The sequence below is a fragment of the Microcoleus sp. K5-D4 genome (assembly GCF_036704575.1).
In the GTDB taxonomy this organism is placed as follows: Bacteria; Cyanobacteriota; Cyanobacteriia; order Cyanobacteriales; family Microcoleaceae; genus Microcoleus.
Window position 1 is genome coordinate 1 of the sequence record NZ_JAUBSD010000116.1, and the last position, 13,392, is coordinate 13,392.

Genomic DNA, 13,392 nt, shown 5'->3' on the forward strand with positions numbered 1-13,392 from the left:
AACACTAGCGACTCTAACTATTAGGAATTTACTTCGCTGATTAGGTAAACAACGCGGTTTCTGGCCCCCATCCGTAAGTCCTATATATAATTTTTAGGCGGGGATAAAAAATTTTTTCCTTTGAGGTGCGGCTGATGTTTCCAGTGTGGTTGCAGGCAGGATTTTGGGGTTTACTAGGGGGGTCGGCATTGCTACTGGGAGCGGCGGTGGGTTACTTTGTCAGCATTCCCCAGCGCGCGATCGCAACAATTATGGCTTTTGGCGCTGGTGTGCTGATTTCAGCGCTATCCTTTGAACTGATGGATGAAGCTTACAAGCGCGGCGGTTTCGACTCTACAGCGATCGGCTTTTTGGGGGGCGCTACTGTCTACACAGCCGCCAATTGGTTTTTGAGTCAACAGGGAGCAAAACACCGCAAGCGATCGGGCGCATTGCACCCAGCTAAAACAGAGTCAGGCGATGGCGGATTAGCCATCGCCCTCGGCGCGCTGTTAGATGGAATACCGGAGTCGATCGTCGTTGGTGTCAGCATGATTTCTGGAGGCGGTGTTAGTTGGGTGACAGTAGCAGCAATTTTTCTTTCCAACATTCCCGAAGGGCTCTCCAGCGCCGCCGGTATGAAAAAAGCAGGGAGATCGATCGGTTACGTTTTTGGAGTTTGGGGCGTGATCGCAGTTATTTCCGGTATCGCATCATTGTTAGGATATACGGTTTTCAGTGGCTTTTCTGCGGAAGTAATAGCCGCTACTACCGCAGTAGCAGCCGGGGGTATTTTAGCCATGATCTCAGATACTATGATTCCCGAAGCATTCGAGGAAACTCACGATTTTGCTGGACTAATTACTGTCTGCGGTTTTTTAGCTGCTTTTGTACTCAGTAAATTAGCCGAAAGATAATTGATAATTAGCCATGGTGATCACTAAAGTAATGTAGAATTGCTGACACTTATAGTGTTTTTGATATAGACACATACGAATTTAATATGTTGCCAAGCTGTATCTGACAGGGAAAAAGCTTATAATCAACCTTAAAGACCGCAGCCACTCAAGAGGTGTTGAAAAATTTATGTGTCTCGAATCAGGGTATATCCTGCACGAAAGCTACGAAATTATCGCTTTGTTGGGACAGGGAGGGTTTGCTAGAACCTACACGGCTGCACAAATAAACCAACCTAATAATCCTCTGTGCGTCGTTAAAGAAATTCCTTTTCCCTCATCGAACGATCCGCGCGTCTTGGAGAGGGCAAGGAAGCGATTTGAAAGGGAGGCTAGCGCTTTGCGCCGTCTCGGCAACAACTCGCGCATTCCCGAATTATTCGATAGCTTTGAAAAAAAAGACCATTTTTATTTAGTGCAAGAATACGTTAAAGGACATCCGCTTAGTCAAGAACTCACTGCGGGCGATCAGTGGAATGAGCAACAAACTGTTGCTTTGTTGCGGGAAGTTCTGGAAATATTAACATCAGTCCACCAAGAAAATATTATTCACCGCGATATTACACCTTTTAACTTAATTCGGCGCAAAACTGATCAAAAAATTGTTTTAATTGATTTTGGGGCCGTCAAAGAAATCGGCACTTTTACCTCTAACTCTACTGGTGAAATATTCAGCTCGCAGGCGATCGGCACCAGGGGTTATATGCCTGCCGAACAACACGATACGCGGTCTCTCCCGCAACCATATAATGATATTTATGCAGTAGGAATCATCGCGATTCAAGCCCTCACCGGGCGGCGTCCCACCAATCTGCCGCAAGACCCCGAAACTGGTGAAATTGTCTGGGATTATTTAACATCTGAACCGGTTAGCAACAAGCTCAAAAATATTTTAACCAAGATGGTGCGTTTCCACTTTCAAGACCGCTACCAATCTGTTGATGAAGTTTTGCAAGACTTGGATTTGTCGATCGTCGCAGGGCCCCAAGTACCCAAAACTTCGGGGAAGTTGCGATCGCGCTTTCGCTGGCTGCTGTTCGGCGTTGCGGGGATTGCAGCTTTTGGGGCGATCGTATTTTTAATCCCCAGAATTTCCCCGCTAATCTCGATAATTTCCCCGCCGGGAAAAACGCTGCCTACACCCTCCGCCGATGGTGTAAGTTCCGGCGAAAAACTCTTAGTGCAAACCTCCGCCCTGTGGTCAAAACAAAGGGGAATCAATGAGTTTGCCGACTCAAATTATCCCGAAGCTTTAAAATTGCTCAAACAGTCCTGGCGGGAAGACCGCAGAGATCCAGAAACTTTAATTTACATCAACAACGCTTTGCTGAAGGCAATAAATGCAGAATATTACACGATCGCAATTGTTGTCCCTATCCGCCGCAATCAGGACGGCAGCATCCTCAACGCAAATTTAGCCGAAGAACTGCTGCGTGGCATTGCTCAAGCTCAAACCGAAGTTAATTTAGGTCTTCTGGCTGCAAATGAGAACAATAAAGATTTTCCCGGTCAAGGCTTTCTCGAACCAAAAGCTATTAGGAAAAAAGGTCTCAAAGTCATCATTGCTGATGATGGCAATATCAAATCCTATGCCGTTCAAAGGGCTAATTATCTGGTCGCTCAGCCCGATATTCTAGCAGTCATCGGACACTACACCAGCGACATGACTGTGGAAACAGTAGATATTTACAATCAAAATCAACTAATCGCCATTTCTCCGGGAAGCACCACAGAAGAACTAACGCGAAAACCTCGAAAATTTTTCTTTCGGACGGCTCCGACAACTAGCCTAGAAGCTGAAGCTTTAGTAAATCAACTGTTATTGGTCGATGAGAAAAAAGCCGCAGTATTTTACAATCCCAACAGTCCGTTCAGCGCTTCTTTGTGGGAAGAATTCAAAAAGCAATTTGAAGCAAAAGGAGGCTCAACTTTTAGGCTAAGTAATTATTACGATTTATCTAAAAATAATTTTAACGCCGAAGCAGCCATCCAAAAAGTTGAGAAGACCGGAAGAACAGCCTTACTTGTCATTCCCGACGGTCAAGTCACTAATTCCCTGGAAAATGCGATCGAAATGATAAAAGCTAACGGCGATCGCAATTGGATTGTCGGGCCCTGGACTTTGTACGAGCCGAGAACGCTAGAAGTAGCCAAACAGTTAAAGTCTATTGAAAAACTGGGAATATCCCTGTTTTGGCATCCGCTAGCAAGCTTTGACAAAAAGTTTCCTGTCAACGCGGAAAAATTGTGGGGAGGCCCGGTAAATACTCGATCGGCTTTAACCTACGATGCCGCCCGGACACTGATTAAAGCCCTAGAAATGCAGCCCGAACCCAGCCGCGAAGGAATGCAAAAAACCTTAGCCGATCCAAACTTTAAAGCCGAGGGAGCCACGGGTATAATTGAGTTTGACTCAAAGACGGGAAATCGGAAAAATCCTCCCAAACGAGTAGCGCATATTGTACCCTGTTCTACAGCAATATATGGCGTTACCTTTGTGCCGATCGAATTTCCCACAGCCGCAGCTGCAGGTTTAAAGTGCGATTGAATTGATATCTTGTGCCATTGTCAACAAACCTGTAGAGGGCGGACAGGATGCCCACCCCACAAAAAAATTTACTCTTGGTGGAATAGGCCGGAAAGCCTGTTGTTAAGAATGATGCAATATGTGGGAGTAATTGATATCTTCCGGCCTTGTCAACAAACCGTCGGGGACGAGTTTTACCAAATATAATTGCCTAAAATCAATATTCTCATAAACTCGCCCCCACCCGACGATAAAATGCTGGATAGAGAATTGTGCAAGATGTGCGAGTGAATTGATATCTTGTGCCGAACGCAACAATCCGACAGATGTTTCAATCCTACAGCCGACTATTGCCACAGGTGCAACATATCAATTTATTAGATATATTAAACAAGGTTAGTTTTTTCTATAATAACGCTTATGGCTGTCAATCTCGCTTCCTCAACAAGTTCTAGTCTCAAACCAGAAGCCCAAAATATCTCAGCACTCAAACAAGTCTTTCAGACAATTGATGCCGATAGCTGTCCGGGTTCCTATAATTTTCATATGCACACAGTCTACTCCGACGGGCGATTGCAGCCAGAGAAATTGATGGAACAAGCCATAGCCCGCGGCCTCAAGGGCTTAGCTATCACCGACCACCACAGCACCGAAGGCTACGTTAAAGCTCAAATTTGGCTGGACAATTGGAAATTAAACCATCCCGACAAAAATAGCGAAGCACCTAGTCTTTGGACAGGCGCTGAAATTAATGCCGAATTGCTCAACAATGAGGTACACATTCTCAGTTACGCCTTCGATCCGCAACATCCCAGTCTCAAACCATACCTACGAGGTAAAAGCACTGAAGGCACTTATTGTTATTCAGCAGCCAGGGTAATTGAAGCTATTCATGAAGCAGGAGGTTTAGCAGTTCTGGCACATCCTTGCAGGTATCGATCGACTGCGGATAAACTAATCCCAGAAGCCTCTCGTTTCGGCATTGACGGTGTAGAGATTTACTATGCTTACGGTAATCCCAATCCTTGGAAACCGAGTCCCATACAAACTGCTTTAGTCAAAGATTTAGCAGAAAGTTATGGTTTGCTGGGAACTTGTGGCACGGACTCTCACGGTCTAAGTCTTCTAGTCCGAATCTAGATACTTGGGAAATAAGAAGTGCTTTACCCTGTCATTGCCAGTCTAAGCGTTAGCGGATATATCTCTTATGAAAGCAATCAGAATGACCCAAAAACAAACAGTTTCTCAGGTCATATTATGTCCGCTAAAATGACTACTATAAAATTGTTTGGTAGTGAAAACTTCAGTCCTAATAAAAGTCTGAGGACTGAAGTTTCCACTACTTGCCTTATAACGGCTATTTGACGGGACGTGATATCATTGCGATCGCCAGGATGAGCTTTCGGTATCCAAAAGTAAGCAATTGCTTTTTTCAGGTAATATAGTTGCAACTTCTAGAGACCTGGCTCCCTAAATAGCAGTCGCCCTTCTACCGTTCGGGGAACAACTGACAGGCCCGGTTAGTTGGCTGATTTGCCCAATCCAAGCGAGAATTCCCAAATCGATCCATCCAACCTTCCAAATAAGCTCGATTAGCCTTTTTTTCCTCTGGGTCGGAGGTATTCATGGGATGAGGTGCTAAACCCAAAATAGTCGCCGTCGTCACGCAAAACATCGACTTCTGAAAACTCTGGCAAATTTGCACCCGCACATCGTCTTCACCCCGACAGCTAGTGCGATAAACTTCGTGCAAATAATCCGGCAGAAAATGCCGCATATCTTGCATCAATTGAGTTGGCGGAATCCCTGCACCTCCAATAGGTAAAGGGTCAGCAAACAAAGCCCCGTAGGCAAATTCTCTTTGTTCTTCCGGGATTTGATGAGCTTGAGCATTGTATGAAACTGTGCCAAAAAACGCAGTGCCCCGAAAGAAAACAGCCTCTACATAAGGCACGGCTACATCTGGTAAAAATGTCAAATTTGCCGTCGCTGGTAGTATATCGTAGACTTGAGGGCCAATCTTGACGCTGTAGGTAATCGGTAGGCTGGCCGCGGCTACTAAACCGGCTTTGACAAAATCAACTACATCAGAAATAGACTTAGTTTCTCCTCGATCGTAGGAATCAGATAAGTCTATGAACAAATCGCTCATTACTCGCCAAAACTGACCGAGACCGGTGTAGTAAGCTAGCATCCGCACTTGTTCGGGCAAAAAATCAGGAAATGCTTTGTGGAGGGCTTGCATGAAAAAATTACCTTTCAGCTTAGCCGCGATCGCTTTTTCGACCAAACTGCTAAATTCCGGGGAATCCAAATAAGTGTCCAAACCGCCGCCGCCGTGCCAAAGCATTGTTCTCATGCAATACTCAGCATACTCAAAATTAATGCGATCGTGCCATAAATAGCGCATTAATTTGGGCACGGTCACATCTCCGTTGAAATATTTAAAAAACGGGAAAAGCACTAAAAACTGTTCTTCTGCAATATAATTGAGATTGCGAGAATAGGCATCTAAAACAATACCATAACTTTTCAGCACGCCGACAACTTCAACTACATTTTCCGTAGACTCAGGCAGTAAAGCTTTGCCTGATTCTAAGAGGTCAATGTATACGGCTAGGGGATGGGAAGAGGGTTTTAATACGGTACTTTTCATTTTTATTTAACCTGAATTGAAGGAAGGCACGACACGGATTTGAACACGGATACACTGATGAAGGGAATAGGTAGGGACACGCCAGTGCCGTGTCCCTACAGCCGTCTGCTGTATTTCATGGGATTGAAAACTGCCATACGACTAAAGTCCGATGCTACGAACCTAGGTCATATTTTATTTCAAGTTTTGAGCAATCACTTTAACTTGGGGTGGCACATTAGCTACCATTCCGATCGCAGTTTTTTCGCTCAAACCAACTAAAACTCCCGGCTGCACTCCCATGATGGCGATAATTATTGCTAAAACCAGCGAAGGAATACGATCGCGCCAGCGGACTTGCGGCAAATTTACCACCACATCCGAAAGGCGGCCGAAAAAGGCGCGGTTGACCATAATTAAAAAGTAAACTGAAGTTAAACCAGTGCCGATCATGCAGAGGAAAGTTTGCACCGGAAACACTGGCAAACTGCCCCGAAATATCAAAAATTCAGCAATAAATCCAGCCAAACCCGGAATGCCGGCACTTGCCATCACACCGAGGATCATTAAACTGCCAATCATCGGCAAACCGCGATCTGGATTGAATAAACCTTTGAGCACATCGATGTTGCGGGTGCCGGATTTTTTGTAAACAACGCCGACACTCAAAAATAGCAGCCCCGAAATTAAACCGTGGCTAACCATTTGCAAAACAGTTCCCAGCATACTAATGGGAGTAGCTGCGGCGCTAGCTAACAAAATGTAGCCCATGTGAGCGATCGAACTGTAAGCTACAATTTTTTTCATATCTTTTTGGGCGATCGCGCAACTCGCTCCGTAAAGCACGCTTACCACAGCCCAACTCGCCAACCAAGGTGCCGCCACCGCCCACGCATCGGGAAACAAACCCAAACCAAAGCGCAGCATCCCATAAGTTCCCAGCTTCAAAAGCACCCCCGCCAGCAGCACCGAAACCGGCGTCGAAGCTTCTACGTGAGCATCCGGCAGCCAAGTATGAAAAGGCACCAAAGGCATCTTAATTCCAAAAGCCAGCAACACCCCTGCCAGCAAAACAATTTGCCTTACCAAAGGCAATGGCAATCCTCCTTGCAAATGCGATGCGCCCGCTGCACCAACCATATCGAAACTAGAAGCACCGCTAAGCCAACCAGTCCCCAAGAAAGCAGCCAACAGCACAATTCCCGAAAATGCAGTATAGATTAAAAACTTAGTAGCAGCGTAACCCCGGCGCTCGCCTCCCCAAATCGCAATTAACAGGTAAAGCGGAATCAATTCTACCTCAAAAAACAGGAAAAATAGCAGCAAATTTTGAGATAAAAAAGCCCCTGTTACGCCGCCGGTAATTAACAGAATCAAAGAATAATAAAGTCGAGGTCTGCGGATCGACTCATCCGTAGCGTAAATAGCTATTCCTGTCAGCAGAGTATTTAAAATTACCAAAGGCAGAGCCAAACCATCAACACCGAGATTGTAATTCAATCCCAAAACATCTACCCAAGGAATAAATTCCGAAAATTGCAACTGACTGGTACTGGCATCAAACTGAACTGCCAAAATCACCGAGAGAATAAAAGTTATACCCGCAATGGCGATCGCGACATTCCGAACTATTTTAGAACTCACTGAACCGGGCCAGAGCCCAATCAGGGCAGCAGCCAACATTGGTATCCAGATTAAAGCACTGAGCATCAATTAAAACTTTCCTTTGTTACACAGTATTTAGAGCTATATTTAACATTAACGCAAAGCAACTACATATAAAAGCGATCGGCTAATTTTCTTGTTAACATAGATTCAAATGTCTCTGGAATCCTCCTATGACCTCAAGTCTTACAGATCGAGAAGATTTGCAAATTAAATCCGGTTCTCCTTCCACCCGCCTCACCGTTGCCGACTTGGAAGAACTGCAAGGTATACTCTGCGAAGCACATCTAGACTACCAACTCGAACTGGTAGACGGGAAGATTATCGTTATGGGCCCATCAGACATTGTATCGAGCGAAATTGGACTTGAGTTTGGCAGTCTTTTGCGTAACTGGGTCAAACCCCGCAAACTCTGACGAGTGTTTGAGTCCAGCGGCGGGTTTATTCTCCCCAATTCAAATCTTACAGCACCGGACGTTTCGTTTGTGGTAGCCGATCGCCTCAAACAAAGTAAAAGGTATTTTGCCGAACTTGTTCCCGACTTAGTGGTAGAAATCAAATCTCAGTCTGATCGCCTCAAACCCCTCCGAGAAAAAATTTTATCATTCATCGAACTCGGAGCCAAAGTAGGAATATTAATCGACCCAGACAAGCATACAGTAACAATTTACACTCCGATAGCCGAGCCAATGGTATTGAGAGACGGCGACATGATTTCAATTCCCGAACTTTTGCCAGGTTGGGAAGTTCCAGTGACCGAATTATGGCCGATCGATTTTGAATAAAACTCGATAAAAAAGCAGACAAAGCCAGACTAAAATCATCTGCGTTCATCTGCGTTCATCCGCCCTCATCTGCGGTTAAAAATTAAATAACATCAGACCAAAAGCAGACAAACCCCGAAAAATTCATCTGCAAACCTCTACAGTTTAAAACTGCCAAATAATCAACGCCAGCAACACAGCAACCCCCCCCGCAATAGTCAACACATAAAACTGCGACTGACCAGTGCCAGTGTACTTCAACCCTTCACCGCTGAAAATTGTGGCAAAACCGAACAAATTCACAGCCCCATCCACCACATACTTATCAGTCCAAGCGCTGATTTTAGAAATAAAAGCCACAGCCCAAACGACAGTCAAGCGGTAAACTCGATCGATATAAAAATCGTAAGCAAACAAATCCTGCAACGCCGGCACCGGCAGCCGTACCGGTCGAGGTAATACCCCGTACCAATAAATCGCCACCCCAACCGCAACGCCAATCAACCCAGATAACAACAACAGTGGCGTATCCAGCGTCTTCAAAAGCAAATTTAAAGCATCAAAATCTCCCGTTTCCGCCCAAGGCCCAGTCCAACTAATTAATAGTTGCCACTCCTGCAACATCCAAGGAACTAATAGCCCCATTACCGTCAAAATTACCATCGGCAAAGCCATCGGCCAACCAACTTCTGGAGCTCTGCGAGTTTTCGGCTGCGGTTTTCCCACAAACACTAAACCGAATATGCGAGTTAAATTTAGCGCTGTCAAACCGTTAACTAAAAGCAGCACTATTACCAGCCACAAAGGCACAGTCCAAAAACCGTTGAGCCAGCGCCGCATCGCCCAAAAGTTCCCCAAAGGCAACAGCGCTACCATCCCCGCAGCGCCTACTAAATAAGCCGTAGTCGTGGCAGGCATCTTCGACCACAACCCACCCATTTCTGTTAAATCTTGAGTGTTAGTTGTGGTAATAATTGACCCGACGCTCATGAATAATAGACCTTTGGCGATCGAGTGCGCGAACAGCAACAGCAAAGCAATGTCAACTTGATTTAGCCCCACGGCGATAAACACCAAACCCAAAGAAGCGCTGGTAGAATGCGATAGTGCTCTTTTGATGTCGATTTGGGCGATCGCTACCAAGGAAGCGCCAACAGCCGTCACCGCACCCAAAACCACCAGCACCGCATCTGCGATCGGCGAAAGCGCTAAAACAGGCTGAAGTTTAATCAAAACATAAGCCCCAGCGCCTACAACTACCGTATTCCGCATAATCGAAGCCGGGTTGGGCCCTTCCATCGCCTCGTCGAGCCATAGATGGAAGGGAAATTGAGCACACTTGGCCGTAGGTGCGGAGATTAAAGCCAAACCTAAAAGAGTGGCGACTACAGGAGACAAAGTTGCAGTTTCAGCCCATGTTTCCAAATCGGAAAAATTCAAACTTCCTGCTAAAGTTGAAAGCGTCACTACTCCCATCAGCAGTGGCACGTCTCCTACACGCTTGGTTAAAAACGCATCTCTAGCGGCTGTTACTACCAGCGGTTGAGCGTACCAAAACCCGACTAGCAAGTAAGTTGAAAGCGTCAGCACTTCCAACAAAGCGTAAGTTAGAAGCAGCGAGTCGCTAATGGCAATGCCGCTAATTGCCGCTTCAAAAAAACCCATCAGCCCAAAAAATCGAGCTAGCGCCCAGTCTTTTTCCATGTAGCCTAGAGCGTAAATTTGTGCTAGCAAACTCAGAACACTAACTAACTCCATTGCTCCGACGCTGACCGTGGAGATTTCTATTGCAAAAGACAAATCTAAATCTGCTGCTTGCACCCAGTGGACGAGCAACTGTTGGGGCGGTTGATCCCAAGTCGCTGTAAAAATAACTGACCCGTGCAGGAAAGCCAACACCGTCATCAGCAAATTGAAGTAAGCCGCAGGCCTCGGGCCTGTTCTCCGAACGGTTCCCGTAGACCACGGCAAAGTTAAAATTGCGCCTATTAAGCCATATAAAGGTACCCACCAACAGGCTTGGAGGAGAAATTGAGTCATTTAATTTATCCCTTAAACTTGAAATTACGGGCTGCCTTTATACAAAAACAGTTGCGGGCGATCGCGTGATACCCTAAAACTTTGACTAAACCCGATCGTATAGTTCTGGCAAAATAATTTGCACCCAAGATTCACTATACATTAAAGCATCTAAACTGAGAATTCTCTCAACACAAAATTACTTGCTTAGTAGAAGAGGCACTCAAAGAAAAAAATGCCTGCCGATGGGCCAAGACTGCCTTTTTTGCCGATTTCCCTGCGATCCCCCTTTTGAAATCCCCAATTTTTCCGGCAGTGATTAGCTCCGACTTCACATACCGAACTCTACTTTATGAGTATTATTACTTACTTTAATCCCCCCTCGCTCTCGGTATCTACCCCTCTAAATATTAAGATTATTAAATAAATATTAAATTATTTTAAGTAACATAAAAAATTTTAATTTTTGTTATTAAACATTATGATGTTAGTTTATATTGTCAAGGTGGACAGATTCCCCTATTCTTATAGGATAGGAAGCTTTACACTGCATTACTAAAAAATGTGGGCCTCCCCGTCCAAATTTTTAGATTTCTCAAAGATTTGTAACGGTAATTTCGCTCATCCTCAAAGGAGATTCAAAAATGTCAATTGCCGTGGGAATGATTGAGACAAAAGGTTTTCCCGCTGTGGTGGAAGCTGCCGATGCTATGGTCAAAGCTGCCCGCGTTACCCTCGTGGGCTATGAAAAAATCGGCAGCGCCCGCGTTACCGTAATTGTGCGCGGCAACGTGTCGGAAGTCCAAGCCTCAGTCGCAGCAGGAGTGGAATCCGTCAAGCGTGTGAACGGCGGAGAAGTCGTCTCTACCCACATCATCGCTCGCCCCCACGAAAACCTAGAATACGTTCTGCCGATTCGATATACAGAAGCAGTAGAACAGTTCCGAGGCTACTAAGTTCTTAGCGCACAAAAATTTCGTTAAAGGAAAATTTGTGCGATCGTCAAAAATTAACTGTTTAGTTCCCCAAATATTCAATCAGGAGTAAAACCAATGGCAATTGCAGTTGGCATGATCGAAACCCTAGGCTTCCCCGCAGTGGTAGAAGCCGCTGACGCGATGGTCAAAGCAGCCCGCGTCACCTTGGTAGGCTACGAAAAAATCGGTAGCGCTCGGGTTACGGTCATTGTAAGAGGAGATGTCTCGGAAGTGCAAGCTTCTGTCGCAGCCGGAGTAGAGTCAGTGAAGCGCGTTAACGGCGGACAAGTGATGTCCACCCACATTATCGCCCGCCCTCACGAAAACTTAGAGTACGTGCTGCCGATTCGCTACACGGAAGCTGTAGAACAGTTCCGTGAAGGCGTTAGCGGCATTCGCCCCCTCAACAGATCATAAGATAGGCGATCGGCTGTTAGGGGCGTTTGGTAATTAAAAATTAAAAATTAAAAATCGCGCTGTTTTTGATTTAGCATTTTTAATTTTTAATTGAGGTGGGTATGGGATATTGGTTATTAGTCATGAGTCATGAGTCATAAGTCATTAGTTACTAGACGAAGCTCTAAAAAGCGGACAGCGGACTGAGGACAGAGCTAATTAAAAAAAGACAAGTGACAGTGTAAAAATGACAGTTACCAATTACCTATTACCTATTACCTAAAATGCAAATGGCCAAAGTTCTCGGCACAGTTGTCAGTACCCAAAAAGAGCCGACACTGAGAGGATCGAAATTTCTACTGCTGCAATTCATCGATGAGGAAGGTTCGCCAGTTCCCGGCTATGAGGTAGCCGCTGACTGTGTGGGCGCTGGTATAGATGAATGGGTTTTAGTAACCCGAGGCAGCGCAGCCCGGATCGCGCCCGGAAGCGAAAACCGTCCGATCGATGCTCTAGTAGTAGGCATTATAGATACTGTCAATGTAGAAAACCGCCTCATTTACAGTAAAAAAGACGACCCGTACGGCTAGTTGCAACCGTTAGCAGTTAACAGTTAGTGGAAAAATAACTAACAACTAACAACTAACAACTAACAACTAACAACTAACAACTAACAAAAAATTTTTCAGCTTAGGAGAACTTAATTTATGGCAGTCCGCAACGTTGCGGCTCCCCCGACGCCTTGGTCGAAAAACTTGGCTGAGCCCCAAATTCACGACACCGCCTTCGTACATTCCTTTTCTAATATTATTGGGGATGTGCATATCGGTTCTAATGTGATGATTGCCCCCGGGACATCTATCCGCGCCGATGAAGGCACTCCTTTTTATATCGGACAAGGAAGCAACATTCAAGACGGAGTAGTGATTCACGGCCTAGAACAAGGCCGAGTCACAGGAGACGACGACAAATCCTATTCTGTGTGGGTGGGGAAAAATACTTCCCTCACCCACATGAGTTTAATTCACGGCCCGGCATACGTGGGCGACAACTGCTTTATCGGCTTTCGCTCTACGGTGTTCAATGCCAGAGTGGGGAACGGCTGCATTGTCATGATGCACGTACTAATTAAAGATGTGGAGATTCCCCCCGGTAAGTACGTACCTTCGGGAGCCATCATCACTAATCAGAAGCAAGCCGATCGCTTGCCTGACGTTCAAGATTCTGACATTCAATTTGCGACCCATGTCATCGGCATCAATGACGCTCTGAGAACGGGTTATCGCTGCGCTGAGAACATCGCCTGTCTAGCACCAATTCGCAACGAGCAAACTAAAAACCCAAATATGACTCAAACCAAATATTCTACCCATGCCGGCACCCAATTGAGTTCAACTCTTGCCGATAGCATCCGCAATTTACTAGCCCAAGGATACAGCGTGGGAGCCGAACACGCCGACGCACGCCGCTTCCG

10 protein-coding genes and 1 pseudogene are annotated in these 13,392 nt (G+C 45.7%); 8 read left to right on the forward strand and 3 right to left on the reverse strand.

Going from position 1 to position 13,392, the window contains the following annotated elements; all coding sequences use genetic code 11:
- The first annotated feature begins 134 nt into the window (after positions 1 to 134).
- The 3 genes from QUA77_RS26050 to QUA77_RS26060 all read left to right on the forward strand — a co-directional run bounded on the left by QUA77_RS26050 (position 135) and on the right by QUA77_RS26060 (position 4,602).
- Positions 135 to 896, forward strand: a complete 762-nt coding sequence (locus QUA77_RS26050; RefSeq protein WP_333453420.1) for a ZIP family zinc transporter — start codon at positions 135 to 137, stop codon at positions 894 to 896.
- Between the two features lie 169 nt (positions 897 to 1,065).
- On the forward strand, positions 1,066 to 3,483 hold the full coding sequence (locus tag QUA77_RS26055; protein WP_333453422.1) for a bifunctional serine/threonine-protein kinase/ABC transporter substrate-binding protein: 2,418 nt from the start codon (positions 1,066 to 1,068) through the stop codon (positions 3,481 to 3,483).
- Positions 3,484 to 3,882: 399 nt separating this feature from the next.
- Positions 3,883 to 4,602: a PHP domain-containing protein gene (locus QUA77_RS26060; protein WP_333039572.1), complete on the forward strand. Its 720-nt coding sequence runs from the start codon at positions 3,883 to 3,885 to the stop codon at positions 4,600 to 4,602.
- A 349-nt stretch (positions 4,603 to 4,951) separates the two neighbouring features.
- Here the strand turns inward: QUA77_RS26060 and QUA77_RS26065 are convergent, their stop codons facing one another.
- Together QUA77_RS26065 and QUA77_RS26070 are read right to left on the reverse strand one after the other, a co-directional pair.
- The gene (locus tag QUA77_RS26065) at positions 4,952 to 6,118 is read right to left on the reverse strand and encodes a CO2 hydration protein (RefSeq protein WP_333039571.1); all 1,167 of its coding nucleotides are present in this window, start codon (positions 6,116 to 6,118) and stop codon (positions 4,952 to 4,954) included.
- A gap of 174 nt (positions 6,119 to 6,292) precedes the next feature.
- The gene (locus tag QUA77_RS26070; RefSeq protein WP_333039569.1) at positions 6,293 to 7,807 is read right to left on the reverse strand and encodes an NADH-quinone oxidoreductase subunit M; all 1,515 of its coding nucleotides are present in this window, start codon (positions 7,805 to 7,807) and stop codon (positions 6,293 to 6,295) included.
- A 128-nt stretch (positions 7,808 to 7,935) separates the two neighbouring features.
- Between QUA77_RS26070 and QUA77_RS26075 the strand changes: the two are divergent.
- Positions 7,936 to 8,547 (forward strand): annotated as a pseudogene (locus tag QUA77_RS26075) (Uma2 family endonuclease).
- Between the two features lie 144 nt (positions 8,548 to 8,691).
- Here QUA77_RS26075 and QUA77_RS26080 read toward each other — a convergent pair.
- On the reverse strand, positions 8,692 to 10,566 hold the full coding sequence (locus tag QUA77_RS26080; RefSeq protein ID WP_333039567.1) for an NAD(P)H-quinone oxidoreductase subunit F: 1,875 nt from the start codon (positions 10,564 to 10,566) through the stop codon (positions 8,692 to 8,694).
- A gap of 623 nt (positions 10,567 to 11,189) precedes the next feature.
- Between QUA77_RS26080 and QUA77_RS26085 the strand changes: the two genes are divergently transcribed.
- The 4 genes from QUA77_RS26085 to QUA77_RS26100 form a co-directional block, all read left to right on the forward strand.
- Complete coding sequence (locus QUA77_RS26085) at positions 11,190 to 11,501, forward strand: carbon dioxide-concentrating mechanism protein CcmK (RefSeq protein ID WP_006635059.1); 312 nt, start codon at positions 11,190 to 11,192, stop codon at positions 11,499 to 11,501.
- Between the two features lie 96 nt (positions 11,502 to 11,597).
- Positions 11,598 to 11,939, forward strand: a complete 342-nt coding sequence (locus QUA77_RS26090) for a carbon dioxide-concentrating mechanism protein CcmK (RefSeq protein WP_006635058.1) — start codon at positions 11,598 to 11,600, stop codon at positions 11,937 to 11,939.
- A 263-nt stretch (positions 11,940 to 12,202) separates the two neighbouring features.
- Positions 12,203 to 12,508 carry a EutN/CcmL family microcompartment protein gene (locus tag QUA77_RS26095; RefSeq protein ID WP_006635057.1) on the forward strand — a complete coding sequence of 102 codons (306 nt, stop codon included), beginning with the start codon at positions 12,203 to 12,205 and terminating at the stop codon, positions 12,506 to 12,508.
- A gap of 117 nt (positions 12,509 to 12,625) precedes the next feature.
- A partial coding sequence (locus tag QUA77_RS26100) for a DapH/DapD/GlmU-related protein (RefSeq protein ID WP_333453424.1) occupies positions 12,626 to 13,392 on the forward strand: 767 nt, incomplete at its 3' end.